The sequence below is a fragment of the Paraburkholderia sp. J10-1 genome, from assembly GCF_905220165.1.
In the GTDB taxonomy this organism is placed as follows: Bacteria; Pseudomonadota; Gammaproteobacteria; order Burkholderiales; family Burkholderiaceae; genus Paraburkholderia.
The window spans coordinates 45,303-71,045 of the sequence record NZ_CAJMYW010000003.1; the positions used below are offsets into that span (position 1 = coordinate 45,303).

At 66.4% G+C, this 25,743-nt stretch carries 23 protein-coding genes; 12 read left to right on the top strand and 11 right to left on the bottom strand.

All coding sequences use genetic code 11. The annotated features are described in order from the left end of the window. Window position 1 precedes the first annotated feature (1 nt). The 3 genes from gudD to U5A65_RS12815 all read right to left on the bottom strand — a co-directional run bounded on the left by gudD (window position 2) and on the right by U5A65_RS12815 (window position 3,876). Window positions 2-1,351: a glucarate dehydratase gene (gene gudD, locus U5A65_RS12805; RefSeq protein ID WP_321946477.1), complete on the bottom strand. Its 1,350-nt coding sequence runs from the start codon at window positions 1,349-1,351 to the stop codon at window positions 2-4. A gap of 65 nt (window positions 1,352-1,416) precedes the next feature. Continuing rightward, window positions 1,417-2,505 (bottom strand): lactonase family protein, encoded by a 1,089-nt coding sequence (locus U5A65_RS12810; protein ID WP_321946478.1) that lies wholly within the window; start codon window positions 2,503-2,505, stop codon window positions 1,417-1,419. Between the two features lie 39 nt (window positions 2,506-2,544). Beyond that, window positions 2,545-3,876, bottom strand: coding sequence for an MFS transporter (locus tag U5A65_RS12815; protein ID WP_321915422.1), 1,332 nt, complete (start codon window positions 3,874-3,876; stop codon window positions 2,545-2,547). Window positions 3,877-4,158: 282 nt separating this feature from the next. On the opposite strand from U5A65_RS12815, the gene U5A65_RS12820 reads away from it, so the two are divergent. Then, window positions 4,159-5,742 carry an aldehyde dehydrogenase (NADP(+)) gene (locus tag U5A65_RS12820; protein ID WP_321915423.1) on the top strand — a complete coding sequence of 528 codons (1,584 nt, stop codon included), beginning with the start codon at window positions 4,159-4,161 and terminating at the stop codon, window positions 5,740-5,742. A 78-nt stretch (window positions 5,743-5,820) separates the two neighbouring features. On the opposite strand, the gene U5A65_RS12825 is transcribed toward U5A65_RS12820, so the two are convergent. Further along, a complete protein-coding gene (locus U5A65_RS12825) occupies window positions 5,821-6,561 on the bottom strand; it encodes a FadR/GntR family transcriptional regulator (protein WP_321937178.1) in 741 nt (246 codons plus the stop codon). 523 nt (window positions 6,562-7,084) lie between these two features. Between U5A65_RS12825 and U5A65_RS12830 the strand changes: the two genes are divergently transcribed. From U5A65_RS12830 to U5A65_RS12870, 9 genes are all read left to right on the top strand, one after another. Continuing rightward, a complete protein-coding gene (locus tag U5A65_RS12830) occupies window positions 7,085-7,690 on the top strand; it encodes a c-type cytochrome (RefSeq protein ID WP_321915491.1) in 606 nt (201 codons plus the stop codon). 79 nt (window positions 7,691-7,769) lie between these two features. Beyond that, a complete protein-coding gene (locus U5A65_RS12835) occupies window positions 7,770-9,053 on the top strand; it encodes a c-type cytochrome (protein ID WP_321946731.1) in 1,284 nt (427 codons plus the stop codon). A gap of 7 nt (window positions 9,054-9,060) precedes the next feature. After that, window positions 9,061-9,243: a hypothetical protein gene (locus U5A65_RS12840; RefSeq protein WP_158759912.1), complete on the top strand. Its 183-nt coding sequence runs from the start codon at window positions 9,061-9,063 to the stop codon at window positions 9,241-9,243. 28 nt (window positions 9,244-9,271) lie between these two features. Beyond that, entirely contained in the window at window positions 9,272-9,847 is a 576-nt protein-coding gene (locus U5A65_RS12845; protein WP_233885424.1) for a cytochrome C oxidase subunit II, read from the top strand. After that, the gene (locus tag U5A65_RS12850; RefSeq protein ID WP_321915426.1) at window positions 9,837-11,462 is read left to right on the top strand and encodes a cbb3-type cytochrome c oxidase subunit I; all 1,626 of its coding nucleotides are present in this window, start codon (window positions 9,837-9,839) and stop codon (window positions 11,460-11,462) included. Before U5A65_RS12845 ends, U5A65_RS12850 begins: the two co-directional genes overlap by 11 nt. Next, window positions 11,459-12,256: a c-type cytochrome gene (locus U5A65_RS12855; RefSeq protein WP_321946479.1), complete on the top strand. Its 798-nt coding sequence runs from the start codon at window positions 11,459-11,461 to the stop codon at window positions 12,254-12,256. Before U5A65_RS12850 ends, U5A65_RS12855 begins: the two co-directional genes overlap by 4 nt. A gap of 93 nt (window positions 12,257-12,349) precedes the next feature. Next, a complete protein-coding gene (locus U5A65_RS12860) occupies window positions 12,350-12,778 on the top strand; it encodes an OsmC family protein (RefSeq protein WP_321915428.1) in 429 nt (142 codons plus the stop codon). Window positions 12,779-12,787: 9 nt separating this feature from the next. Next, the gene (locus tag U5A65_RS12865; RefSeq protein ID WP_321946480.1) at window positions 12,788-13,126 is read left to right on the top strand and encodes a cupin domain-containing protein; all 339 of its coding nucleotides are present in this window, start codon (window positions 12,788-12,790) and stop codon (window positions 13,124-13,126) included. 138 nt (window positions 13,127-13,264) lie between these two features. Continuing rightward, the gene (locus U5A65_RS12870; protein ID WP_321915430.1) at window positions 13,265-14,242 is read left to right on the top strand and encodes an alpha/beta hydrolase; all 978 of its coding nucleotides are present in this window, start codon (window positions 13,265-13,267) and stop codon (window positions 14,240-14,242) included. Window positions 14,243-14,318: 76 nt separating this feature from the next. Here the strand turns inward: U5A65_RS12870 and U5A65_RS12875 are convergent, their stop codons facing one another. After that, complete coding sequence (locus tag U5A65_RS12875) at window positions 14,319-15,752, bottom strand: cytochrome-c peroxidase (RefSeq protein WP_321946481.1); 1,434 nt, start codon at window positions 15,750-15,752, stop codon at window positions 14,319-14,321. A 184-nt stretch (window positions 15,753-15,936) separates the two neighbouring features. Continuing rightward, on the bottom strand, window positions 15,937-17,619 hold the full coding sequence (locus U5A65_RS12880) for an alkaline phosphatase family protein (RefSeq protein WP_321915493.1): 1,683 nt from the start codon (window positions 17,617-17,619) through the stop codon (window positions 15,937-15,939). Between the two features lie 622 nt (window positions 17,620-18,241). Between U5A65_RS12880 and U5A65_RS12885 the strand changes: the two genes are divergently transcribed. Further along, window positions 18,242-18,499: a hypothetical protein gene (locus U5A65_RS12885; RefSeq protein WP_321915432.1), complete on the top strand. Its 258-nt coding sequence runs from the start codon at window positions 18,242-18,244 to the stop codon at window positions 18,497-18,499. 183 nt (window positions 18,500-18,682) lie between these two features. On the opposite strand, the gene U5A65_RS12890 is transcribed toward U5A65_RS12885, so the two are convergent. From U5A65_RS12890 to U5A65_RS12900, 3 genes are all read right to left on the bottom strand, one after another. Next, window positions 18,683-20,017, bottom strand: a complete 1,335-nt coding sequence (locus U5A65_RS12890) for a multidrug efflux MFS transporter (protein ID WP_415764760.1) — start codon at window positions 20,015-20,017, stop codon at window positions 18,683-18,685. Between the two features lie 169 nt (window positions 20,018-20,186). Then, window positions 20,187-20,591: a DUF302 domain-containing protein gene (locus U5A65_RS12895; RefSeq protein WP_321915433.1), complete on the bottom strand. Its 405-nt coding sequence runs from the start codon at window positions 20,589-20,591 to the stop codon at window positions 20,187-20,189. Between the two features lie 106 nt (window positions 20,592-20,697). Beyond that, a complete protein-coding gene (locus tag U5A65_RS12900; protein ID WP_321915434.1) occupies window positions 20,698-22,119 on the bottom strand; it encodes an MFS transporter in 1,422 nt (473 codons plus the stop codon). Between the two features lie 142 nt (window positions 22,120-22,261). Here U5A65_RS12900 and U5A65_RS12905 point away from each other — a divergent pair, with 142 nt between their 5' ends. Continuing rightward, window positions 22,262-22,987, top strand: a complete 726-nt coding sequence (locus tag U5A65_RS12905) for a helix-turn-helix domain-containing protein (protein ID WP_321946482.1) — start codon at window positions 22,262-22,264, stop codon at window positions 22,985-22,987. Between the two features lie 14 nt (window positions 22,988-23,001). On the opposite strand, the gene U5A65_RS12910 is transcribed toward U5A65_RS12905, so the two are convergent. Then, window positions 23,002-24,213, bottom strand: coding sequence for a M20 aminoacylase family protein (locus U5A65_RS12910; protein ID WP_321915436.1), 1,212 nt, complete (start codon window positions 24,211-24,213; stop codon window positions 23,002-23,004). 58 nt (window positions 24,214-24,271) lie between these two features. After that, window positions 24,272-25,567: an MFS transporter gene (locus tag U5A65_RS12915; RefSeq protein WP_321946483.1), complete on the bottom strand. Its 1,296-nt coding sequence runs from the start codon at window positions 25,565-25,567 to the stop codon at window positions 24,272-24,274. Window positions 25,568-25,743 lie beyond the last annotated feature (176 nt).

The following is a 25,743-nucleotide window of genomic DNA, read 5'->3' on the forward strand; positions in this document are numbered from 1 at the left end:
TTCAGCGCACGAGACACGGGCGCTTGTTGTCGAATTTCCAGTTGGGAACGAGGTATTGCATGGCGATCGCGTCGTCGCGCGCGCCGAGGCCGTGCTCCTGGTAGAGCGCGTGCGCCTTTTCCAGCTCGTCCATGTCGATCTCGATGCCAAGGCCCGGCTTTTGCGGCACCTGCACCTTGCCGCCCACGATCTGCAGCGGCTCGCGCGTGAGGCGCTGGCCGTCCTGCCAGATCCAGTGCGTGTCGATCGCGGTGATCTTGCCAGGCGCGGCAGCCGCCGCGTGCGTGAACATGGCGAGCGAAATGTCGAAGTGGTTGTTCGAGTGCGAGCCCCACGTGAGGCCCCAGTCGTTGCACATCTGCGCTACGCGCACCGAGCCCTGCATGGTCCAGAAGTGCGGGTCAGCAAGCGGAATGTCCACCGATTGCAGTTGAATGGCGTGGCCCATCTGGCGCCAGTCGGTCGCGATCATGTTGGTGGCCGTGGGCAGGCCCGTGGCGCGGCGGAACTCGGCCATCACTTCGCGGCCCGAATAGCCGTTTTCCGCGCCGCAGGGGTCTTCGGCGTAGGCGAGCACGTCGTGCTTGTCGCGGCACAGGCGGATCGCTTCCGCGAGCGACCACGCGCCGTTCGGGTCGAGCGTCACGCGCGCTTCGGGAAAGCGCTCGGCCAGCGCCGTGACCGCTTCCATTTCCGCGTCGCCCGCCAGCACGCCGCCCTTGAGCTTGAAGTCGTTGAAGCCGTAACGCGCCTTCGCGGCTTCTGCCAGGCGCACGACCGCTTCCGGCGTCATCGCTTCTTCGGTGCGCAGGCGGTCCCAGTCGTCGCGGCCATCGGCGCCGCTTGCGTACTCGAGATCGGTCTTTTTGCGATCGCCAATGAAGAACAGGTAGCCGAGCATCTCCACTTCGGAGCGCTGCTGCCCTTCGCCGAGCAGCGCGGCAACGGGCACGTTCAGATGCTGGCCGAGCAGGTCGAGCAGCGCGGCTTCGAGCGCGGTGACGGCGTGAATCGTGGTGCGCAGGTCGAAGGTCTGCAGGCCGCGGCCGCCCGAGTCGCGGTCGGCGAACTGCTTGCGCACGGTGTTGAGCACCGATTGCATATTGCCGATGGACTGGCCGACCACGAACGCGCGCGCGTCTTCGAGCGTCTTGCGGATCGCCTCGCCGCCCGGCACTTCGCCGATGCCGGTATGGCCCGCGCTGTCGCGCAGCAGCACGACGTTGCGCGTGAAGAACGGACCGTGCGCGCCGGAGAGGTTCAGCAGCATGCTGTCGCGGCCCGCCACGGGCACGACGCGCAGCTCGGTCACAACGGGCGTGGCGTTCGGTTGAACGGTTTGTGTAGACATGAACGGATTACCTGTAAAAGTGCGGCGCGCTGCGCCCTGACAATCGAAACTTTGGGTTGAACCGGTTAAGCGCTGGCGGCGACGATCTCCACCCAGTTCGCACCGTTGCCGCCCTCGCCGCGCGAGAGGGGTGTGAGTGCGCCGGTGGCTGCATCGACTGCATAGACCGAGACGTGCTGCGATTTTTCTCCGCACGCCACGAGAAAGCGGCCCGTGGGGTCGATGCGAAAACCGCGCGGCTGCGTTTCGGTCGCAGTCGCGCCCACGTATTCGAGCGCGCCATCATGAGCCACGCGCAGCGTGAGAATCTGGCTCGTCGTGCGCTCGGACACGTACACGAAACGACCGTCGGGCGAGACGTGAATATCGGCGGCCCAGACGTTTTTCGCGAGCACCGCCGGGTCGGGCTGCACGGGGTCGGTGGGGCTCGGGCGCGCGAAGCCGTCGTTCAGATGCGCGAGGGCGGCGGCGCGCGGCGAAACGTGCAGCGCCGTGAGCTTGCCGCTAGCGGCGTCGCGCGCGAATACCGCCACCGTCGCGCGGAATTCGCTCAGCACATACAGCACGTCGCCGCCTGGCGAAAAGCGCAGGTGCCGCGGACCAAAGCCCGCACCGAGATCGACCGCGCCGATTTCGACGAGTCGCCCTTCGTCTTCCAGCGCGAAGGCGAACACGCGGTCGCTGCCGAGCGACGACGCGTACGCGAAGCGCCCATCGGCGGAAACGATCACCGCGTGCGCGTGCTCGATGTCGCCGATCACCTGGAGCGGCGCGCCCTGCCCGTTCTCGAGCGCGTTCGCGCCATACAGGCTCACGCGATGCTCGCCGTACGAAGCGCCGAGCAGGAAACGCCCTTGCGGCTCGGCGCACAGATACGCGAGGCTCGATTCGATCGGCGTCTGCACACGCGGTGTGATGCTGCCGGTCTGCGCGTCGATGGCATAGTCGTTGATGCGCTTGTCCGCGCCGCGCGTGGCCGCATAGAGGCGGCGGCGATCGGGCGAAAGCGCCATCGGCATCACGTTGTCCTGCGCGGCCACGCGCGCTTGCGGCGTGAGCGCGCCATTACGCGCGTCGAGATGAAACACGCCAATGTCGCCGTCTTTCGAATTCGCGACGTAGACGAAGAAGCGGTCGGGGTTCGGCTGGTTCATGGTGTGTGTGTCCTTCTCGATTAATGGTTGCGCTCGGGTTCAGTGCGCGCCGCTGTGCACGGAATCGTCCGCAAACGTGCGGCGCGACGGCTTGTTGCGGGCAAGGAACGCGGCGGCGGCGGCAATGAGCGACGTCACGCCCAGGCCGTAGAGACCGCCCGTAATCGAGCCCGTATGCTGCTGAAGATAGCCGAAGGTGGCCGGCGCGAAGAAGCCGCCCAGGTTGCCGAGCGAATTGATCAGCGCGATCACGCCGGCGGCCACGCGGGTGTCGAGATAGCCTTGCGGCATGGGCCAGAACAGCGACGAAGCCGCCTTGAAGCCGATAGCCGAGAAGCAGATCGCCACGAACGAGAACACCGGGTCCGCCGAAGTCGAAGCGAACAGGCCGCAGGCCGCGATCACGAGCGCGATGGCGAGCCACGCCTGCTGGAAGCGGTACTTCGCCGAGAGCAGCGCGAAACCGTACATCGCGACGATAGCGATCATCCACGGAATGGCGTTGTAGAGGCCCACCTGGAAGTCGCTCAAGCCGCCCATCTTGCGGATGATCGTGGGCAGCCAGAACGTGGCCGCGTAAATGGTGAGCTGAATGGCGAAATAGAGGAAGCAGAACAGCACGATCTGCGGGTCCTTCAAGAGACGCAGCACCGGCACGTGTGCGCCCGTTGCGGCTTCCCGCTCGGCCTGCTCGCGCGCCAGATACGTTTCAAGCGCGCCCTGCTCGTCGCTCGTGAGCCAGTGCGCGTCGCGAATGCGCGACTTGAGAAACACCCAGCTCACGCCGCACAGCACGATGGAAAAGCCGCCTTCGATCAGGAACATCCACTGCCAGCCCGCCAGACCCAGGCCGCGCACCGAAAGCAACGCGCCCGTGATCGGGCCCGAGAGCACCGAGGCGAACGCCGAGCCCGCGAGAAACACGGCCGCCGCCTTGCCGCGCTCTTTCTGCGGCAGCCACTGCGCGAAGTAATAGATCACGCCGGGAAAGAAGCCTGCTTCGGCAACGCCCAGCAGGAAACGCAGCACGTAGAACGAGGTGTCGTTGTGCACGAACGCCATGGCGGCCGCCACGACGCCCCACGTGCCCATGATGCGCGTGAGCCAGGCGCGTGCGCCATACTTTTGCATGAGGATGTTGGACGGCACCTCGAAGATCGCGTAACCCACGAAGAACAGCCCCGCGCCGAACCCGTACGCCGCCGCCGAAAGACCGATATCGGCCTTCATGTGCGCGCCGGCGAAGCCGACGTTCACACGGTCGATATAGTTGGCGATGAACATGATGAGGAACAGCGGGAGCACGTGCCGCAGGACCTTGGCGCTAGCCGACTCCAGCAGGTCCTCATAACGGTTGGCAGGGGCGGACATCGGGTTGTCTCCTTCAGGCGTGCCGGTGGCGCGCGGATTGGATGTTTCGTGGTACGTTGTCTGATGACATTCTAAGCGTGCCTGCACCGGGAACCAACGTCGTGTTTACCCTGCCATGGAACGGGAATCATAACCGATAAGGCTTATATTGACGCACTTTCTACGCCCATCACGTCCCAAAAGTGCCTGCCGCAGATGTTCGGCGACCGTGATCTGGCGTATGATAGTTGTACGATGACTTAACTCATGGTAACCATCACTGCAACGAAACTCGGAGACGACATGCAAATCACTGGCGACATGCTCATTGGAGGCCGCGCTGTGCGCGGCTCGGAAAAGCCGCTCGCGGCTTTCAATCCCGCCACGGGCGAAGCGATCCCCGCGCCGGCCTTCGGCAGCGGCACGGCAGCCGACGTCGACGCCGCCTGCCGGCTCGCCGCCGAAGCGTTCGACGCCTACCGCACGCTGCCCCTCGCCGTGCGCGCGGCGTTCCTCGAACGCATCGCCGACGGCATTGCCGCGCTGGGCGACGCACTCACCGAACGCGCCCACGCGGAAACCGGCCTGCCCAAGGCGCGCCTCGAAGGCGAGCGCGGCCGCACCGTTGGTCAGCTGAAGCTGTTCGCACAGGAAGTGCGCCAGGGCCTGTGGCTCACACCCACGCTCGACGCCGCCCTGCCCGAGCGCAAGCCGCTGCCGCGCGCCGACCTGCGTCTGCAGAAAATCGCGCTCGGCCCGGTCGCGGTGTTCGGTGCGAGCAACTTCCCGCTCGCGTTCTCGGTGGCGGGCGGCGACACGGCGGCGGCGCTCGCGGCGGGCTGCCCGGTGGTCGTCAAAGCGCACGGCGCGCACCTCGGCACTTCGGAGATGGTCGGCCGCGTGATCCAGCAAGCCGTGCAGGAGATGGGGCTGCCAGAAGGCGTGTTCTCGCTCATCGTCGGCGCGGGCCGCACCGTGGGCGAAGCGCTCGTGGCGCACCCGGCCATCAAGGCCGTGGGCTTTACCGGCTCGCGCGCGGGCGGCACGGCGCTCATGCGCATCGCCGCGAACCGCCCCGAGCCGATTCCCGTCTATGCGGAAATGAGCAGCATCAATCCCGTGTTCCTGCTGCCCGAAGCGCTCGCGGCTCGCGGCGCGGCCATCGCGCAGGGCTTCGTCGATTCGCTCGTGCTCGGCGCGGGCCAGTTCTGCACGAATCCGGGTCTGGCGATCGGCATCGAAGGTCCGGCGCTCGACCAGTTCGCGCAGGCCGCCGCGCAGGCGCTGGGCGTGAAGCCCGCGCAGACCATGCTCACGTCGGGTATCCATGCCGCGTATGAAGAAGGCGCGCGGCGTCTCGCCGAAACCCAGGGTGTGAGCGCGCTCGCGCAAGGCCAGCCCGCGAGCGGCCCGAACCAGGCGTTCGCCGCCCTGTTCGTGACCGATGCGCAAACCTTCCTCGCGCAGCCCGCGCTCGAAGACGAAGTGTTCGGCCCGGCCTCGACGCTCGTGCGCTGCAAGGACGAAGCCGAACTGCTCGCGGTGGCCGAGCACTTCGCGGGCCAGCTCACCGCGACGATCCAGATGGATCGCAGCGACGTGCCCGCCGCCATGCGCCTCGTGCCGATTCTCGAGCGCAAGGCCGGCCGCCTGCTCGTGAACGGCTTTCCGACCGGCGTGGAGGTCACGCACGCAATGGTGCACGGCGGCCCGTTCCCGGCCACGTCCGACAGCCGCGCGACGTCGGTGGGCACGAGCGCGATGGAGCGCTTCCTGCGTCCGGTCTGTTATCAGGACTTCCCCGCCGAGCTGCTGCCGCAGGCGCTCGCGGACGCCAATCCGCTCGACCTCTGGCGCCGCAAGAACGGCGAACTCGTGCGCGGCTAATCGCCTTCTTTCGTTGATGTCAATGAAAACAGCGGCCTTGGCCGCTGTTTTTTCATGCGCGCTCGAAGTTCAAGCGCCCTACGCCTTTCCCCCCGACTCCGCCGCCGCACGGCGCAGCCGCTCGCGGCTGCTCGACAGATGCATGCGCATGGCCGCACGCGCGCCTTCGGGATCGTGGCGGGCAATCGCGTCGAAAATGCTTTCGTGCTCGCGGTTCACGAGTTCGGCGTAAGCCTGCGGATCGCGATGCGCAATGCCCGCCGAATCGACGCGACGGCGCGGGATCAATGCCGCGCCCATTTGCGTGAGGATATCGACGAAATAGCGGTTGCCCGTGGCGCGCGCCACCGAGACGTGAAATTCGAGGTCGGCGCCCGAGCTGTCGCCGCCCGAGCGGATCACGACGTCGAGTGCGTCGAGCGCGGCGCGCATGCCGGCCAGGTCGCGCTCGCTCGCACGCTGCGCGGCAAGACCCGCGGCCTCCGTTTCGAGGCTGATGCGCAGCTCGAGCACGGACAGCACATCGTCCAGCGTGCTGGCCGGCACGACGTCGAGATCGAGCGGCTCGCGACGCGGCTCCAGCACGAAGCTGCCGATGCCGTGACGCGTTTCGATCACCGACATGGCCTGCAAACGCGAAATGGCCTCGCGCACCACCGTGCGGCTCACGCCCAGTTGCGTCATGAGGTTGCTTTCGGTGGGCAGCTTGTCGCCGGGCTTCAGCGCGCGCGTGGCGATCTGTTCGTTGATGAAGTTGACGACCTGCTCGGCGAGATTGCGGCTACGCGCGGCGATGGGCGTGGCAAGCGACTCCGCCATGTGGCTCTCCTTGGCTCGATATGCGTATATCGCTGCATTATACGTTGTCGGACAACCACAGGAAAAGCCTGTGCACAAGCGACTGAGGACATCCTATGACTGCGCGATGGACTGCGCGCGAGACGGCCTGAACACCACACAGGTTCGCCCACGAAATGATCCTCATTTTATTTCGCATTCCGATGCAATTCACGCCTCGTCTTTTCGCAATGAGACGCGCATGTCGTTGTGTTAGCAAACATATCGTTACGCTGCGATCGGAGCGAATTTATTTGCGCATCCTGGCTGCACAAGTCGGCGTTCTCCGATAATCTCCACAACAAGGTGCGCGCCCGGCCGTCAAAGAAAACCAGAATCCCCACGGACGACGCCTCAACTGATATCGAATCGCAACGCGTTTGTGTAGTCACATTCCGTACCGAGGGAATCATTGAGAAACCGCATCGTCTTCCTCATCCTTGCGCTCGCGCTGCCTTGGGCGCCGCTCTTCGCGGCGCCGCCCGCCGAGCCCGCGCCTGACACGATGCAGGCCCGCGTGATGGGTTGCGCGGCCTGCCACGGCGCGCACGGCGAAGGCACCGACAACGACTACTTCCCGCGTCTCGCGGGCAAGCCGGCCGGCTACCTGTTCAACCAGCTCGTCGCCTTCCGCGACGGCGGCCGCAGCTATCCGCCCATGAACTATCTGCTGGCGTATCTGCCCGACGCCTACCTCAAGCAGATCGCGGAGTTCTTCGCGCAGGAGCACCCGCCCTATCCGCCGCCAGCCAAACCCACGGTCGATGCGGCCACGCTCGCGCTCGGCAAGTCGCTCGTCATGAACGGCGACAGCAAGCGCAACGTGCCCGCCTGCGCGCTCTGCCACGGCGCCTCGCTCACCGGCATGCAGCCGGCCATTCCGGGGCTCGTGGGCCTGCATCCAAACTACATCAGCGCGCAGCTCGGCGCGTTCCGCTACGGCACGCGCCGAGCCGCCGCGCCGGACTGCATGCACGACATCGCCAGCCGTCTCGCCGACCGCGACATCACCGCGATCGCGGCGTGGCTCTCGTCGCAACCCGCGCCTGCCGATACGACGCCAGCGGCGGCCTCGCCGCTGCCGCTCGCGTGCGGCAGCGTCCATAACTAGCCGGGGCCTCGACGTGCGCAGACTTCGATCCCTTCTCCCCACTTCGCTTCGCCTGTCGTGCGCGGCGCTCACGCTCTGCATGGGCGCCGGGCTCGCGCACGCGCAAACGGCCGCGCCCAGCGCGAACGCAGCCAACGCGGCAAGCGCCGCAGCGGCAGCCGCCGCGGCCAATGCGAAGCCGATCGCGAGCAACGCCGAGCAGATCGCACGCGGCGAATATCTCGCGCGCGCCGGCGACTGCATTGCGTGTCACACGGTGCCTTCCCAGCAGATGTTCGGCGGCGGCCGTCCAATGGAAACGCCGTTCGGCACGCTTTATACGCCAAACATCTCGTCGGACAAGACGTTCGGCATCGGCGCCTGGACCGCCGACGAGTTCTACCGCATGCTGCACGAGGGCAAATCGCGCGACGGCACGCTGCTCTATCCGGCCATGCCGTTCGCGTCGTACACGAAGGTCACGCGCGCGGACTCGGACGCCATTTTCGCGTACCTGCTCTCCACGCCGCCCGTGCACGTCGAGAACCGCCCGCACGATCTGCGCTTCCCGTATAACAAGCGCGCGCTGCTGCTCGGCTGGCGCACGCTGTTCTTCCGCCAGGGCGAGTTCAAGCCCGACCCGACGCAGTCCGCAGAATGGAATCGCGGCGCGTATCTCGTGCAAGGCCTCGGCCACTGCACGATGTGTCATACGGCCATCAACGCGCTCGGCGGCAACTCGGCCTCGAAGGAGTTCCAGGGCGGCCTGATTCCCGTGCAGAACTGGTATGCGCCTTCGCTCACGTCGAACAAGGAAGCGGGCCTCGGCGACTGGAGCATCGAGGACATCGTCGATCTGCTGCACGCGGGCGTGTCGAAACGCGGCGCCGTGTACGGACCGATGGCCGAAGTGGTCTACGACAGCTTCCAGTACCTCACGGAAGAAGACGTGCGCGCCGTGGCCGTGTATCTGAAGTCGCTGCCGGGCCACAACAACGAGGTCGACAAGTCGCCCAAGAGCACCTTCGTGACGGAGGAAGCCGCGCGCCTCGTGCCGCTCGGCAAGAAGATTTACGAGTCGCAGTGCGCGGTGTGCCACGCGGCGCAAGGCCAGGGCAAGCCGCCGCATTTCCCGCCGCTCGCCGACAACCAGTCCATTCAGATGAACTCGGCCGTGAACCCCATCCGCATGGTGCTCAACGGCGGCTATGCGCCGGGCACGCAAAAGAACCCCATGCCCTATGGCATGCCGCCCTTCGCACAGTCGCTCTCCGACGAAGAAGTGGCGGCCGTGGTCACGTATATCCGCACGGCGTGGGGCAACCACGGCACGCCGGTTTCCGAACATGAAGTGAACGCGCTGCGTTCCGCGCCGCTTTTCTGAGGCTGCGATGATCGAAACTCCCGTACCCGAACAACCGGGCGAGCGCCCGCAACACGAACAGGTCGACGAGATCGTGGCCAGCGGCCCGGGCGGCGCGCTCGCGGTAGCGGGCATCGCCACGGCGATCGTGGCTGCGATCTGGTTCGTCTTCTACTTCGTCGTGTTCCTGCCGCGCGGCGTCATCCAATAGACCAGACAGACAAGAAAAGGCCGGCCTCATGTCGAATCCGCTCGATAACCATGCCAGTGCCGAAGTCGCCGCGCGCGTGGAGCGCCGCTGGGCGACGCTCATGGTGGCGTTCGTCTCCCTGCTCGTGGCCGTGGTGGTCTTCACGGGCCTGCACTGGGCCATGATGCCGCCCTCGCGCGTGGAACTCGTCAATCCGGAAACGCTGCACGTGTCCGGCGAATTCGTCGAATCGAATCTCGGCAGCGCAGTCGAAACCGACGGCTCCGTGACCGTGCGCATTCTTGCGCAGCAGTACTCGTTCACGCCGCAATGCATCGTCGTGCCGGCCAACACGCCCATTACGTTCCGCGCAACGAGCGCCGATGTCGTGCACGGCTTTCTCGTCACGGACACCAACCTGAACTCGATGGTCGAGCCGGGCTACATCTCCACGTTCCGCACGACCTTCGACAAACCCGCCGACCACCTCATGCCGTGCCACGAATATTGCGGCACGGGCCACCAGGGCATGTGGGCCCACGTGAAGGTCATCGACAAGGATGCCTTCATGCAGATGGCGAACCAGGCAGGCAATTCAGCGCGGAGACTTAGCTGTGTTAAATAACAAGCGACTCGTACTCGCCCACTTCTGGCTCGCGTTCATTGTGTTCGGCGTGGCGCTGCTGCTCGGCGCGTGGCAGATGTTTGTGCGCAGCCCCATGCACCCGTGGCTGAACGACCCCGAGCTTTACTACCGCTCGGTCACGGAGCACGGCACCGTGATGGGCTACGTGTTTCCCACGCTCATCGCCATGGGCTTTGGCTACGCGGTCAGCGAACTCGCGCTCAAGCGCCCGCTCGTGGGCGTGAAGTGGGCCTGGCTCGGCTTCATCCTGCTCGCGCTCGGCTCCGTCACCGCCTCGGTGCCCGTCGCGCTCGGCCTCGCCTCAGTGCTCTACACGTTCTATCCGCCGATGATCGGCAACGTGTTCTATTACCTCGGTGTCGTGCTCGTCGTAGTGGGCTCGTGGGTCTGGGTCGCGCTGATGGGCGTGAACACCGCGAAATGGAAGCGCGAGAATCGCGGCAAACCCCTGCCGCTCGCCATGTTCGCGACCACGGCGGGCGCCTACCTCTGGGGCTGGACCGCGGTGGGCGCGGCGATCGAAGTGCTGTTCCAGATCCTGCCCGTGGCCTTCGGATGGCGCAATACGATCGACGCGGGCCTCGCGCGCGTGTTCTTCTCCTGGACGCTGCACGCCATCGTCTACTTCTGGCTCATGCCCGCCTATATCGCGTACTACACGATCATTCCGCGCGCGATTGGCGGCCGGCTCTACAGCGACGTGATGGCGCGCATCTCGTTCATCCTGTTCCTCGTGGTGGCCATGCCGATCGGCCTGCACCACCTGTTCACCGATCCGCAGGTGGGCTCGGGCTTCAAGTTCGTGCAGTCGGTGTTCACGGCGCTCGTTTCGGTGCCCACGCTCCTCACCGTGTTCACGATCTGCGCTTCCGTTGAAATCGCCGGGCGGCTGCGCGGCGGCACGGGGCCGTTCGGCTGGATCGCGAAGCTGCCGTGGGAGAACCCGCAAATGCTGGCCGTGGCGTTCTCGTTCGTCATGCTCGGCTTCGGCGGCGCGGGCGGCCTCATCAACATGAGCTACCAGCTCGACCAGGCGGTGCACAACACGCAGTGGATCACGGGCCACTTTCACCTGATCTATGGCGGCGCGATCGTCATCATGTACTTCGCCATCGCCTACGACCTGTGGCCGCAGATCACCGGTCGCGCCCTCAACAACTGGCGCCTCATGCGCTGGCAGCTCTGGCTGTGGTTCATCGGCATGATCGTCACGACCTTCCCGTGGCACCTGGTCGGCCTCATGGGCATGCCGCGGCGCATGGCCTACTACGATTACAGCGACCCGGCGCTCGCGGGCCAGGGCGCGCTCGTGGTGCTTTCTGCAATTGGCGGTCTGATCCTCGTGATTTCGGCGGTGCTGTTCTTCGTCGTGCTGCTCCAGGGTCACCGCAGCGAGGCGGCCGCGCCCGAGGAATATCGCTTCGCCAAGCCGGTGCACGAGTCGGCCACGCTGCCGGTGGCGCTCAATAGCTTCGGGCTGTGGATCGTGCTGATGATCGCCCTGACGATCACCAACTACGGCTACCCGATCGCGCAGCTGCTGGCGACGCCCGAAACGGCCGTGCCCGCGATCCCGATTGGAGCGCAGCGATGAGCGACGAACGCCTGTTCTCGTTTCGCAATGTGTGGTTTCGCACGGGTGTGGGCGCGACGATCGTCGTGTTCGTCGTCTCCGTGCTGATCGGCTTCATCTGGCTGCCTTCCGCCAAGAGCGACCCGTATTTTCAGGGCATCTGGACGGCGATCTGCAGCGCGGCCGGCGTGCCGCGCTCGTGGCATCCGGTCGAATCGGCGGTCGCTCCGGGCTACCAGCTGAGCCAGGTCGAACTCACGCCGCACATGCTAGACGGCGCGACTTCCCTCTCGATTGGCCGCGGCGCGACGCTCGCCTTGCGCTGCACGATGTGCCATGGCCCGCGCGGCATCAGCATGGCCAATTCGCCGAATCTGGCGGGCCAGTTCGCCATCGTGGTCTTCAAGGAACTGCACGACTTCCAGACGGGCGCGCGTCAGAACGCGGTGATGTCGCCCATGGCGCGCGACCTGTCCGACGAGGACATGCGCGACCTCGCGGCCTATTACGCCTCGCTGCAGCCGATCGCGCACCTGCATGGCGGCGCGCCCGGCATCGTGGCGCACGGCGCGCCGCTGCGCAATATTCCCGCCTGCGCGTCCTGCCATGGCGGCGTGGACAGCAAGGTCGGCAGCCCGTGGCTCGACGGCCTGCCCGCGGCGTACACGAAGGCGCAACTGCTCGCGTTCGCGAACGGCACGCGCCATAACGACATTTCCGAGCAGATGCGCAACATCGCGCGCAACATGACGCCCGAGGAAATCGACGCGGCCGCCGCCTGGTACGCGGGCGAAACGCCGCCGGCCAAACCCTGAACCCAACCACGCGGGGCGTGCGGCGGTATGCAAATTGCGCGCCCTGCACGTCCCTCACCTCAACATCGTTACCCAACTTCGCGGAGCGACATCATGCAAAAGACGGCATCGGCAAAATGGCACGGCGGCATCAAGGACGGTCAGGGCACGATCTCGACGCAAACCGGCGTGCTCAAAGAGGCACCCTATGGCTTCGCCTCGCGCTTCGAAGGCGGTCCCGGCACCAACCCCGAGGAGCTGATCGGCGCGGCCCACGCGGGCTGCTTCACCATGGCCTTCTCGCTCTTCCTGACCCAGGCGGGCTTCACGGCCGAGAGCATCGAGACGAAATCGACCGTTACGCTCGACAAGGTCGGTGAAGGCTTCGCCATCACGAGCTGCCAGCTCGACATGACCGCGAAGATTCCGGGCATCGATCAAGCGAAGTTCGACGAGCTTTCGAAGGGCGCCAAGGAGAACTGCCCGGTGTCGAAGCTGTTCGCCAACAACGCGACGATCACGCTCAACGCGAAGCTCGTTTGAGAGACGCTCATGGCGATCCCCCATGCCGCGCCGGGTGAAGTCTTCGACGTACGGCCGCTAGGCGGCGCGCTCAAGAACGCGAAGTCGACGACGCTGATCCGCGCGCAGCAACTCGAAGTCATGCGCATCGTGCTGCCGGCAGGCAAGCGCCTGCCCGAGCACAGCGTGCCCGGCGAGATCACGGTGCAGTGCGTGGAAGGCGTGATCCGCTTCTTCGTGAACGGCGACCCGCGCACCATGCACGCCGGCGACATGCTGCTGCTCGGCGGCGGCGAAAAGCACGCGCTGGAAGCGCTCGACGACGCTGCGGTGATCGTCACGATTCATCTTGCGCATGGGGGCAAGTAGCCGCGCGTTGGGGCCGCGCCGCTAACTCGTTCGATACTTTCGAACGTCTGCATCAGCCCCGTGGCACGGCAAACCGTGCCAGCGGAACGATCATGGGTTCCAACGCAAACGCGTTCAGACAACCCACGGAGTTCCGCGATGAAACCCTTACGCTTGCTCAAGCGGCTTGGCGCCGCCCTCTTCTGCGCTGCCGCGCTGGCGCCGGCCATGCCCTCGATGTCGGCAACCGTCCCGCAACCCGCTGCCGCTGGCGTTGCCGCTGCCATTACGCAACACGACATCGAAGCGAACGGCCTGCGCCTGCATTATCTGCAGGCGGGCAACCCGCAGAACGACGCGACCCCGGTTCTGCTGCTGCACGGCTATGCCGAGACCAGCCATATGTGGCAACCGCTCATGACGCAACTGGGCGAGCAGCGCGTCGTGATCGCGCCGGATCTGCCCGGCGCGGGCAATTCGGCAATCCCGGCGAGCGGCTACGACAAAAAGACGCTCGCGCAGGACATCCACGCAATGGTCCAGGCCCTCGGTTATCGCAAGGTCAAGCTCGTGGGTCACGACATCGGGCTAATGGTCGCGTATGCGTACGCCGCGCAATATCCGGACGAAGTCGAGAGCATCACACTGATGGACGCCTTCCTGCCCGGCGTTGGCGACTGGCAAAAGGTCTGGCTGCTGCGCGACAAGTGGCACTTCAACTTCTACGGGTCCACGCCGCTTGCGCTCGTGGACGGCCGCGAGCGCATCTACTTCGAGCACTTCTGGAATGACTTCGCCGCGGACCCGAAGCACTCGGTACCCGAAGCGGACCGCGAGCGCTATGCCGCTGCCTACGCCCGACCAGGCCGCATGAAGGCCGGCTTCGAATACTTCCACGCGTTCCCGCAGGACGCCGCCGATTTCGCGGCGTTCGCGCAAACGCCGCTCACGATGCCCATGCTCGTGCTGGCCGGGGAGAAGGCCTCCGGCACGTTCCTCATCGATCAGGCCCGGCTCGTCGATACGAACGTGCAAGGCGTGGTCATCCCGGGCGCGGGGCACTGGCTCATGGAAGAAGCGCCGGGACCGACAATCGCTGCGATCGAGCGGTTCGTCGGCGGCACGGGTGCGCGTTGAAGCGCGAGGTGGCACGCAGTGACGGATGCGGGCGGCTACCCGGCCGGCTTGCCGAAGTAGCGGCCCGCACCCGCGCTCACTGCTTCGACGGCACCGGATCGTCGTTGAGCGTCTTGAGGAACGCGATGATGTCCTGAATGTCGCTTTGCGTCATCGCGGGCTTGTCGCCGAACTTGCGGTCGAACGGCGCATCGGTCACGTCCACGTTCTTCTGGAACGGCGGCGGAATATCGTCGTACTTGTCGATCTTGCCGTCGGGTCCGCGCGGATAGAACTTGCCCGGGTCCGTGTTGCGATCGTTGTAGAACGCCATCACGTCGTCGAGGTTGTGATACACGCCGTTGTGGAAGAACACCGTGCGCGTGGCCGTGTTGCGCAGCGTGGGCGTAAGGAACATGCCGCAGTACTGCGTCTGGTCCTTGAAGTCCGAACGGAACGGGCCGCATACCCCCAGATCGAAGAAGTGCGGGTCCTGGTTCTGCGCGAGCTTGTTGTTGCGCGGCACGCCGAGCGCCTCGTACTGGTAGTCCGTGAACATGGGCGGCAGACCGTCCTTGCCGGGCTTCGAAAGGTGGCAGCCCGCGCAGTTCGCCTTGTTCGGGTCGTTGAACAGACGCAGGCCGCGCAGCTCCGCTTGCGAGAGGCGCGCGTGGCCTTCGAGCCAGCGGTCGTACTTGCTGTTATACGGATGGAACGACTGATCTTCCACCTGGTAGCGCGAGATCGCGAACATGGCCTCCGCCACGGCCATCTTCGGGTCGCTGAAGATTCGGTCTCCGAACAACTCCGTGAAGTGCTTTGCGTACGGCGCTTTGGCGAGCTTCGTCGCCACCTGTTCGATGCTCGTGTTCGCCATTTCCACGGGATTGAGCAGCGGGCCGTACGCCTGCTGCTGCAGCGTGTCGGCGCGGCCGTCCCAGAAGAGGCCGCCCTGCGGCACCATCTCCACGGAGGTCGATGCGCCACCCGCCACCTTCTGCGACTTCACGACATCGGCTGCGGCCGTGGCCTGCTGCGCGACCGTCGGCGCGTCGTCGTTTTCGCCCTGATCGGGACCGATGCTGAAGTTCGGCTGACGGTACAGGTACATCAGCGAAGGCGGCGGGCGATAACCCTGCTGGTTCATCGCGAGGCCGCCCATCTGCACGTCGTGTCCGTTGGGCGGACCGTAGGAACGCTCGGGGCTATGGCACGAAGCACAGGACTGCTGACCGGAGCCCGAGAGCGCCGGGTCGAAGAAAAGCTGCTTGCCGAGCTGCGCCATCGCCGAAAGCGGCGCGACTGGCGGGCGCTGCAGCACCACGGGGTGCGGATTCGCGCCGGTCAGGTTCTCGACGACCTCGCCCACGGCGTCCGGCACGTTGGCCGGAAACGCCACGGCGTAGGCGCAAAAGCCCAGTGCGCCGAGCGCGATCACGGCGGCTACGGCGCGCAGAACGAGCCGCACGGGGCTCGACGCGCTGCGCGGTTTGGGTGAGGAGGAGCCAGGCGAAGTGGAAAGCTCGGACATGATTCGATCTTTCTTTGCGTAATACCACGAGAAGGAAAAGCCGAACGCCGCGAGCAGCCAGCGAACATCAAAGCTGGCGTGCAACGCGGCGAGAGCCACACGACGTGACAACGGCGCGAGGCCGGCCGCCCTGCACGCGTGAGACTTATGCGTGCGGGCGGCCAGGACTCGCGCCGGACGTCGTTCAGATCGACGGCGCGGAGCTCAACTGCGTGCCCAGCGTGCCGTCGAGATACAACACCGGCAAATTACCCGTACCGCCAAAGTTGAACAGCGCGCGCATGTCGCCAGCGGCTGAGTCGAACGAACCGCCGCCAAGGCGTGCGCCGCCGAGCCAGTTGTCTTCGATGAAGCGCACCACCGATGCTTGATCGATGAACGTGTGGTCGACGTAGTTGGCCTTCGCCCACGGCGAGATCACGAGGAACGGAATGCGCGTGCCCGGACCGCAACGGCCGTTGACCGGCGCGCCCGCGATACCCGTGGGCTGCGTGCCCGTGCCGCACACGGCGTTGCCGTTGAGCTGGTCGGCCGCGTTCAGCGACGAATGCACCGGCGCCATGTACTGGTGGTCGTACCAGCCGTCCGAGTCGTCATAGGTCACGACGACTGCCGTGTTCTTCCAGTCGGGCTGCTGCATCAGGAAGTTCACGACCTTGGTCACGAACTGCTGCTCGTCGAGCGGGTCCGAATAGCCCGCGTGCGCGTCCTGGGCAGCCGGCGCCTTCAGGAAGCTCACCGACGGGAAATTGCCCGCCTTCACGGCCGCGAAGAAGTCGTCCGAGTCGTACTGGTGGTTGGCCGGGTCGAGCGTCTTGCCGTCCGTTTCGAGCGTCGAGCCAATGGCCGCCGTCGAGCTCGGGCGCAAGTGCTGCGGGTTTGCCGTCGTCTTGAAGTACTGGAACCAGTTGTGGTGCGGGCTGTAGTCGGCAGTCGCCGCATTCACGGCCGTCGCGACCGTGCTGCGCAGGCAGCCCGTCGTGCCGTTCGCGTTGACCGTCTGCAGGTTGAAGCCGCCCATGAAGCCGCCCCACGTGATCTTCTGCGCGTTCAGCAGGTCGCCGATGTTCTGCGCGTTGATCATGCCCTGGTCGGTCTTGCTCGAGCACGTGTCGTAGCCCGGGTCCACGTCGCCCATCAGCGTCAGGCCGCCTGCGCCGTCTTCGATGTAGTACGTGGGCGTGGCAACCGTCGAAGGCTGCTTCGACGTGTTCACGAGTTCGAGACCGTTGGTCTGGCCCGACACGACTTCGAGCGCGCCCGGCGTCGACGGACCGTAGGTCGTGGTCCATGCGTTATCGCTCATGGCGAACTTCTGCGCATAGTTCCACATTGCCGTGACGGTGTTGCCGTCGTAATAGCCCATCACCTGGCCCTTCGTGCCGAAGGCGCCCGCGCCGCCGCTCGTGCCCTTACCCGTGTACTTCGGGAACAGGTCGAGTGCGCCGTTGTCGCCGGCCTGCTGCTCGGCCGTGTAGGCGTGATTCTGGTCGGCCGTGGCGGCCTGGGTGCGGTCGAGGCGGAACGGATTGGCGGCGTCCGTGCCGTTGAGCGTCGTGTTCGAGTTCGGGTTCGCCGTGAGCAGCGCGCCCGTGAGGCCGTTGACCGTCGGCGTGCCCGAAGCAGCCGTGAAGGCCGGCTCGCCGCCCGGGTTCGTGGCGTTCGGGTAGGTGGCGAAGTAGTGGTCGAACGAAACGTTCTCGCCGTAGATCACGACGAGATGCTTGATCGGCGTGGCCGTCGTCAACGTGTCTTGCGCCGACGCGGCGGCGGCAGAGGTCCCCGGATTCGAATTGCTGCTGCCGCATGCAAACAGCGCGGCAGCGAGGCCCGCACAAGGCAGGGCGAGTAATGCTCGGCGATACAACATGTAGTTAGGCTCCATCGATTGTTTGAGTTGCTTTTTAGAGTCCTGCCGACGCGGCGCGCACAAGTGCGCCCTGCCGCCACGCCTTCAGTGAGGCCCGATCGATTCTGCGCACGGGCCCCCATGCGCCTTACATCAGAGCGAGCGCATTACAACATCGCAAGATGACTACACGGCGAACGTTTAATTTCCGAATACTTTCATCGGATTTCACCGCCGAAAGAATCGCGCAAGCAGCCGTGTGCGCTGAGCTGTGGATTCGGCCCCGGATTGCGGCTGCGCGCGAGGTCCGGTTCGGTCCATTGCACTCCGTGCGGCGCGAGCTATAACTGGAAATACAGTGCGGATGTTCTCTGCGCGCCCGCTCGCCCCTTCTTCTTGCGTCGCGCCGCGCTGTGCCGCCCCCGAATGCGTGGGCGCGCTTCTTACGTGAGTAGTGAGCTAAGACGTTCGGCAGCCGTGCGCTGCGCGCAGGCATCCCGACTTTCCAGATGAGTGTGCGACTTCAGGCTTGGCCTCTTGCTCGCGCGCACCTTCGCCGCGGAGTTGCTCCGCAGTTATCCCGCAGTGACTTCGTCATTGCCGCGAAGGCGCACTCACGAACTCGAGAAAGGAGGTTGATATGACATTACGCCTGGCATTGATCGCCATATGCGTGGCGGCCGTGGCCGCCGTTGCGCCCGGCACGGCGCGCGCGAAGGAAGACCCTGCCTCGCAGGAGCGCGCCCATCAGACGATGACCGATGACGCCGACGCTTCGGCTCAGGCCAGCACCGACATGTCGTACGGCGGCACGCCCGAAACGCACAGCGCCTCGGGCCACCGCACGGGCAAGATGTGCTGGCCGCGTCCCGATTGCGACGTGTTTTTCGGTCACTGAAATCTGGCTGCCGAGGTTTGGCCACTGCTGTTGGGCCACTGCTGTTGGGCCACTGGGCCGCGCCCGCTAATCGAGCGCCGGCACGCCCGAAGCGGCGGCGTGCACGATCCGCCGCCCTCGTCTTTCGATCGTTGAATGCCTGCGCGCGGCGTGGTCGCCGCCGCAGTCGCCGCCTGGGCCGCTTTACGCGCGCCGGGCGAAACCCACGGCGCGCCAGGTAAACAGCGCGCCCGCCAGCATCAGCAGGCTCGTGCCGAGGAACACGGCGCGCATGCCCAGATGTCCGCCGACGAAGCCGCCGATCAGCGGCCCGAGCACCTGCCCCGCAAATTGCGCCGACACCGAATAGCCGAGCACACTGCCCGCGGCATGGTCCGGCGCGTTGTGACGAATGACCGTCGCGATGCACGGCAGGAGCGCCGCGAGCGACACGCCCATGAGAAAGCGCAGCGCGACGAGCTGCCAGCCCGCCGTGACGAACGCCTGCGGCACGAGCAGCACGGCCGAGACCGCGAGCGCGCCGACGATCACCTTCGCGTGCCCCACGCGGTCCGCGACGCGCCCGAGGCGAGAAGCCGCGACGATGCTGCCGAGCGCCGCCGCCGACATCGCGAGGCCCGCGACGAAAGTCACGCGCGCGGGGTCGTGCACGAGCGTCGCCACGTACACGGTGATGATGGGTTCGATCGACATGTTGGCCAGCATGAGCAGCATGCCGGTCACGAGCATGGCGGCGATCGGGCGCTTGTCGGGCAGCGCCGACCAGCCGCCCTTGTGCGCGGCATGCGCTACGCGCGCGGGGCGCGGCGCTTCCTTCACGAACACGCAGGTCGCGATGAAGGCCGCGAAGATCGTTGCGCCCGCCACCCAGAACGTGGCGCGCAAGCCGATGAGCGGCGGCAGTGCGCCGCCCAGCAGCGGCCCGATGAGATTGCCGGCCATGATGCCCGACGACAGCACGCCGAGCGCCCACGCCGACCGGTGACGCGGCGTTTGTGTCGCAACGAGGATGGTCGAACCCGACGAATAGCCGCCTGCGAAACCCGCGAGCAGACGCAGCGCGACAAGCTGCCAGATGTTGCGCGACATGCCAATGAGCGACATCGCGATCGCCATGCCGAGGCTCGCGCGCACGAGCATGGGCTTGCGGCCGTAGCGGTCGCCAAGGCGCCCCCACACCGGCGCGACGAGCGCGGCCGTGAAGAACGTCGCGCTGTACGCGATGCCCGACCACTGCACGATCGCTGCGTGGCCGCGCACGCCCAGCTCCTCCACGTAGAGCGGCAGGAACGGCAGCATCAGGGTCATGGCGACGAGCGTCGTGAACGATCCCACCACGCAGACCGCGAGATTGCGCCGCCAGTGTTGCGCAACCGCCGCATCGTGCGGATTTTCGGGTCGCGCTGGCTTCGCGCCGGATACGGCGGGCGAAGGCGTGGATGAAGAAACGGAAGTCGAAGCGGACGCCCCGGCGCGATCGCGTGGCGGATCGTCGGGGTCTTCTGCGCGGGAGGTCATCGGCGGATCGAGGCAGCGGCGGGCAACGCGCTTCACCCGCTTGCCGGGTGAAGCTGCAAGGCGCCTACGTTAAGCGAAGCGCGCCGCGTCTGTCAATTTGTTAAGCATCCGCCGAAGATGGGTGCCCAGTTCGCCCGGTTTGCTCACTTGCCGGCGTCGCGTTGGCCGTTTATTGCACGGCAACCTGCAGCAGCCCCACCACGCGCTGCAGCGGCACGAGCACTTCGGTGTCGATGCCGTAGAGCGGGCCGAGCGTCTGCGAGACGTCGCGATAGTCGAGCCGCGTGTGCCCTTCGTTGTCTTCCCAGATCACCATGCGCAGGGGCAGTTCCACCGCCGCGTGCGGGTTGGCCGCCATGACGGGCGTACCGGCCTTCGGATTGCCGAACAGGATCAGACGCGTGCGGCGCAGGCTCAGCCCGGCGGTCTCGGCGGCTTCGCGCTGGTCGACGTCGGCGAAGATATCCGCGCCCGCCTTGGCGAGCGCCGCCTTCAGGCGCGCGATCGTCGTGTCGAAGTCGTGCGCGCTCTTGAGCGACAGCACCGACGAGGGATGTTGCCCGTACTCGGCCATGACAAACTCCTCCTATGGCGCACGGCCCGCGCGAATGCGCGATGCATGCAACGGCACTTTATCCCAGAATTCACAGCGAATGATTCGGGGCGCGCGCAGGGAGGACTCAGGCTCCCTGCCTGGCGGCACGCGTCTTTGCTTCGTCGCCCGGCTGGGCGGCATGGGCGCGGTGGGACCACGCACGCCACCACACCCACGCGGCGCCCGCCGAGAGCACGGCGGCGATCAGCAGATTCACACGCATGCCCGCACCGATCGACGCGCGCCGTGCGATCATCGCGCCCGCAACGGCCACGCCGAGCGCCGCGCCCGTCTGCCGGGCGGCATTGAGCACGCCAGCCGCGATGCACGCGCGGCCCTGATCGACTGTCGCCATGAGCGCCGCCGTGCACGCGGGCATCATCAGGCTCGCGGCGAAACCAATGGCCGGCAGCGGCACGGCCAGCAAGCCGTATCGCGCCGTCGAGCCGCCGATGGCCGCACTGAGGTAGCCCGCTGCCGCGAGCAGGCACGCGAGCGCAACTAGCGCGCGCGGCCCAAGCCACGCGACTGCGCGCCGCGAAAGCAGACTGCCGAGCGGCACCATCACCGTGAGCGGCAAGAAAGCGAGGCCCGCGCGCAACGGCGCATAGCCGCGCTCCTGCTGCAGATAGAGGCTCAGTCCGAATAGCAGACCGTAGAACGTGAACGCCGAAATCATCGACACCAGCACGGCGGCGCTGAACACGGGCTCGCGGAAGAAGCCGAGCGGCAGCATCGGCTGCGCGTGATGCTTTTCGAGCGCGACGAAGGCGATCGCCGCCACAAGCGCCAGCACGAGACCGCCCGCGACGATCGGTGCATGCCAGCCGTACGCAGGCGCCTCGATGATGGCCGCATTGAGCAGCGCCAGCGCCGCGATGGCCGCCGTCTGGCCCGCGAGATCGAGCCTGCGCGGCACGCCTCCTCGCGGTTGCGGCGCCACGCGCGCGGCCATGACGATGCCTGCAAGGCACACCGGCACGTTGAGCAGGAAAATGCTGCGCCAGCCGACGAGCCCGATCAGCACGCCGCCCAGCACCGGACCCGCCGCCATCGCGATGCCACCCATCCCGGCCCACACGCCGAAGGCGGCGGCGCGCTCGCGCGCGTTGGCGCACGCGCCGTTGATGAGCGACATCGAAGCGGGCACGAGCAGCGCCGCGCCCATGCCTTGCAGCACGCGTCCGAGCGTGAGGAGCGCGAGGCTCGGCGCGGCGCCACACAACACCGAGGCCGCGGTGAAGACCGCGAGGCCGGCCATATAGACAGGGCGCGCGCCGAGCCGGTCGCCGAGTGTGCCGCCTGAAAGCAGCAGACTCGCGAACGTGAGCGTATAGGCGTTCACGACCCACTGCAGCCCGGACACGCCGCCCGCAAGACTCGCGCCGATACGCTCCAGCGCGACGTTGACGATCGAGGTGTCGAGGATCACCACGACATAGCTGATGCTCGTGGCCCAAAGCACGCGGCGTGGCTGTTCGATGCTGTGTGATTCGTGCGTCTGCATGGGCTCTCCTGCAACGCCGGCGCGCGTTGGGCACCGGCCATGAGCCCAGTATCAGTTGCACGGCAGCGGCGATGCTTCGATGCGTATCGAAACATGCGACCCTGCTCGCGCGTTACGCTATGGGTATGTCCTGGAGAAACGCATGAACCTGCACCCGAGGGTGTCCGCCACGGCATTCCTGATCGCCGACCCCGCGCGGGCCGCGATGCTAATGGCGCTCGCCAACGGCCGCGCCCTGCCCGCCGGCGAACTGGCTTACGCGGCCGGCGTGACCGCGCAAACCGCGAGCAGCCACCTGGCGAAACTGCTGGACGGCGGGCTGCTTGCCGTGGAAAAGGAAGGCCGCCACCGCTACTACCGGCTCGCGGATGCGCAGGTCGCCGCCTTGCTCGAAAACCTCGCGACAGTCGGCGCGCGCGTGCCGGTGCGCCGCAAGCCGCTCGGCCGCGAAGCGCAGAACCTGCGTTTCGCGCGCTGCTGTTACGACCATCTCGCGGGCCAGGTCGGCGTGGCGCTAACGACGCGTCTCGCGCATGCCGGCCTCATCACCGCCGAAGCCGACAAGCGCTTCGCGGTGACGCCCGCAGGCGCGGCATGGTTCGGCGAACTCGGGCTCGACGTCGCCGCGCTCAAGCCGGGGCGTCACGGCATCGCCCGCCAATGTCTCGACTGGACCGAGCGCCAGCATCATCTGGCCGGGCCGCTCGGCGTGGCCTTTCTCACGCTGCTCTGCGAACGCGGCTGGATGCGGCGCACGAATACGTCGCGCGCGGTGCAGGTCACGCCGCGCGGCTGGATCGATCTGCGCGAGCGGCTGGGCCTGACGCCCGAGTTGCTGAGCACCCACGCAGATGATTCGAATGACTAACTAATCGCGCCTCGTCACGCCACGAGGAACCGCTGCGCGAGCCGCACCCAGCACGCCGCGCCGAGTGGCAGCACCTGGTCGTTGAAGTCGTAGCCGGGGTTGTGCACCATGCAGCCGCCGAATTCCCCTTCGCCGTTGCCGAGCAGCAGGTAGCAACCGGGCACCGCGTTCAGCATCCACGCGAAGTCCTCGCTGCCGTTCAAGCCCTTCGGCGCCTGCATGACCACCTTGTCCTCCCCCACCAGCTCCGCGCAAACCTGCTGCGCGAGTGTGGTTTCTTCCGGCGTATTGACCATCGGCGGCGTGAGCTGCCGGTAGTCGATCTGCGCCTCTACGCCGTGCGCCTGCGCCGTGAGCGTCACGATCTCGCGCACGCGCGCTTCCACGAGCGCACGCGTTTCGGGGCGCGCCGCGCGGATGTTCAGGCCGAGCGTGACCGTCTCCGGTATCACGTTGTGGGTCGCGCCGCCGCGAATGTAGCCCACGGACACCACCGCGGATTCGTCGGGCGCCACGTTGCGCGCCACGATGGTTTGCAGCGCCGTCACGAGCGCCGCCGCGGCCACGATGGGGTCCTTCACGCGGTGCGGCATCGCGCCATGGCCGCCCACGCCCTTGAGCGTCACGTCGGCCACATCCGATGAAAGGCTCACCGACCCCGGCAGCACGCGGAACGTCCCGGCCGGCACGCCCGGCATGTTGTGCAACGCGTAGACGGCATCGCAGGGAAAGCGCTCGAAGAGACCGTCTTCGATCATCGCCTTCGCGCCGCACAGATTTTCTTCATCGGGCTGGAAAATCAGGTTGAGCGTGCCGTCGAAGTCGCGGCGCTCCGCCAGCGTTTTCGCAGCGGCAAGCAGGATCGCCGTGTGGCCGTCGTGGCCGCATGCGTGCATCTTGCCGGGCGTCTGGCTCGCGTATGGCAGGCCCGTGTTCTCGACGATCGGCAGCGCATCCATGTCGGCGCGAATGCCCAGGCGCCGCTTACCCTCGCCCACTTTGAGCTGCCCCACAACGCCGCTCTTGCCGATGCCCGTATGCACTTCGTAACCCCACTTCTCCAGCAGCATCGCGACGAGCTTCGCCGTGGCGCCCACTTCGAATCCTAGTTCGGGCTGCGAATGAATCTGGCGGCGAATGCCGATGAAAGTCTCGGCGTCGATCTCGATCTCGGGCAGCAAGGTCGGCAGCAACTGGAACGGGGTGAGCGACGGTTCACGTTTCATGAGGATTCCGTTATTCGTGTGAAGGATCAAAAGGCTTGCGACCACGCGCAACGCAGCGTTAGCCGACGCGCTGCTCGCGAATCGCGCCGATGGCGCACAGCGAGATGAGCCCGCAAACAACGAGATAGAACGCAGGCGAAAGCGGATTGCCGGTCTTCGCGAGCAGCCACGTGACGATGAATTGCGAGCTGCCGCCGAACACCGTCACGCCCACGCTATAGATGACCGAAAGACCGCTTGCTCGCACGCTGGCGGGGAGCATTTCCATGAGCATCAGCAGCATGGGCGTGGAGCCGAGATTCGCGGCGGCGGTGATCATGACCGAGAGCGCGAGCACGAGCGGCACGCTCGGCATGCGCGTCATCAGCCAGAACGCGGGCACGATGGCCACGATATTGAAGAGGAGCGCCCCCATCACGAGCCGCTTGCGGCGCGCGAGCCGGTCGGCCAGCCGCCCCGAAACGAGCGAGGCGACGAGCATGGTGAAGCCCGTGGCGCAGCCCGACAGCAGCGAGAGCGACGGCGGCATCTTGAGCACGCGGATCATGTAGGTCGGCATGAAGAACACCACGAGATACATGCCCACCGTGCCCGCCGTGATCGAGAGAATGCCGAGTCCCACCTTTGCGCCGTACTCGCGCATGAGCGTGCCGAGCGGGCTCGGTGCGTCGGGTTCGGCTTCGTGCGTTTCGTCGAGTTTCGAGCGGATATAGAGGCCCACCGGCGCGATCAGCAGACCGCCGAGAAACGGCAGACGCCAGCCCCAGCTCTCCAGCGCCTGCGGCGAAAGCGTGGCGTAGAGCACGGCCCCCGTGAGCGCGCCGATGAGCGCCGAGATGCCCTGGCTGCCCAGTTGCCAGCTCACGCGAAAGCCGCGCTGCCCCACTTCGCCGGACTCCATCAGCATGGCCGTGGACGCGCCGATTTCGCCGCCGAGCGAAAAGCCTTGCAGGAGCCGCCCCGCGAGGATCACGAGCGAGCCCATCACGCCGGCCTGCGCGTAGGTGGGCGCGAACGCAATGCACAGCGTACCCGCCACCATCAGTGCGATGGTCAGCGTCATGGCGGCCTTGCGCCCGCGCCGGTCGGCGTAGCTGCCGATCACGAGACCGCCCAGCGGGCGCATGACGAAGCCGATGCCGAACGTCGCCACGGCAAGCAGCAGCGAGCCGTAAGGGCTGTCTGAGGGGAAAAAGAGCCGGCCGATCAGGAGCGCGAAAAAGCTGTACACCGTGAAGTCGTACATTTCGAGCGCATTGCCGATCGAACACGCGGCGATCAGGCGGAACTGGCTCTGGCGAGTGGCCGCGGGCGGTGCAATCGGGGCGGCGGCGCTGAGCGTTGCGTCATTCATGGCAGATCTCCGCGAGCGGTGGTGCGGTGGGACAGCGGGAATGGGAACTGGCCGAACGATATTCAGGCCGCTCTCATTTTTGAAAGAAGTCACAAATTTTCATCTTGATAACCGGATGGAATCGCAGCGAAATGCAACGGCCATCGCGCCGGGGCCCGATTTCCCGGCTATCGACA

Excerpts from the sequence above, each read along its gene's own strand:
- gudD (WP_321946477.1), bottom strand. The coding sequence starts at position 1,351 with ATGTCTACACAAACCGTTCAACCGAACGCCACGCCCGTTGTGACCGAG.
- U5A65_RS12810 (WP_321946478.1), bottom strand. The coding sequence starts at position 2,505 with ATGAACCAGCCGAACCCCGACCGCTTCTTCGTCTACGTCGCGAATTCG.
- U5A65_RS12815 (WP_321915422.1), bottom strand. The coding sequence starts at position 3,876 with ATGTCCGCCCCTGCCAACCGTTATGAGGACCTGCTGGAGTCGGCTAGC.
- U5A65_RS12820 (WP_321915423.1), top strand. The coding sequence starts at position 4,159 with ATGCAAATCACTGGCGACATGCTCATTGGAGGCCGCGCTGTGCGCGGC.
- U5A65_RS12825 (WP_321937178.1), bottom strand. The coding sequence starts at position 6,561 with ATGGCGGAGTCGCTTGCCACGCCCATCGCCGCGCGTAGCCGCAATCTC.
- U5A65_RS12830 (WP_321915491.1), top strand. The coding sequence starts at position 7,085 with ATGCAGGCCCGCGTGATGGGTTGCGCGGCCTGCCACGGCGCGCACGGC.
- U5A65_RS12835 (WP_321946731.1), top strand. The coding sequence starts at position 7,770 with ATGGGCGCCGGGCTCGCGCACGCGCAAACGGCCGCGCCCAGCGCGAAC.
- U5A65_RS12840 (WP_158759912.1), top strand. The coding sequence starts at position 9,061 with ATGATCGAAACTCCCGTACCCGAACAACCGGGCGAGCGCCCGCAACAC.
- U5A65_RS12845 (WP_233885424.1), top strand. The coding sequence starts at position 9,272 with ATGTCGAATCCGCTCGATAACCATGCCAGTGCCGAAGTCGCCGCGCGC.
- U5A65_RS12855 (WP_321946479.1), top strand. The coding sequence starts at position 11,459 with ATGAGCGACGAACGCCTGTTCTCGTTTCGCAATGTGTGGTTTCGCACG.
- U5A65_RS12860 (WP_321915428.1), top strand. The coding sequence starts at position 12,350 with ATGCAAAAGACGGCATCGGCAAAATGGCACGGCGGCATCAAGGACGGT.
- U5A65_RS12865 (WP_321946480.1), top strand. The coding sequence starts at position 12,788 with ATGGCGATCCCCCATGCCGCGCCGGGTGAAGTCTTCGACGTACGGCCG.
- U5A65_RS12870 (WP_321915430.1), top strand. The coding sequence starts at position 13,265 with ATGAAACCCTTACGCTTGCTCAAGCGGCTTGGCGCCGCCCTCTTCTGC.
- U5A65_RS12875 (WP_321946481.1), bottom strand. The coding sequence starts at position 15,752 with ATGTCCGAGCTTTCCACTTCGCCTGGCTCCTCCTCACCCAAACCGCGC.
- U5A65_RS12885 (WP_321915432.1), top strand. The coding sequence starts at position 18,242 with ATGACATTACGCCTGGCATTGATCGCCATATGCGTGGCGGCCGTGGCC.
- U5A65_RS12890 (WP_415764760.1), bottom strand. The coding sequence starts at position 20,017 with ATGACCTCCCGCGCAGAAGACCCCGACGATCCGCCACGCGATCGCGCC.
- U5A65_RS12895 (WP_321915433.1), bottom strand. The coding sequence starts at position 20,591 with ATGGCCGAGTACGGGCAACATCCCTCGTCGGTGCTGTCGCTCAAGAGC.
- U5A65_RS12900 (WP_321915434.1), bottom strand. The coding sequence starts at position 22,119 with ATGCAGACGCACGAATCACACAGCATCGAACAGCCACGCCGCGTGCTT.
- U5A65_RS12905 (WP_321946482.1), top strand. The coding sequence starts at position 22,262 with ATGAACCTGCACCCGAGGGTGTCCGCCACGGCATTCCTGATCGCCGAC.
- U5A65_RS12910 (WP_321915436.1), bottom strand. The coding sequence starts at position 24,213 with ATGAAACGTGAACCGTCGCTCACCCCGTTCCAGTTGCTGCCGACCTTG.
- U5A65_RS12915 (WP_321946483.1), bottom strand. The coding sequence starts at position 25,567 with ATGAATGACGCAACGCTCAGCGCCGCCGCCCCGATTGCACCGCCCGCG.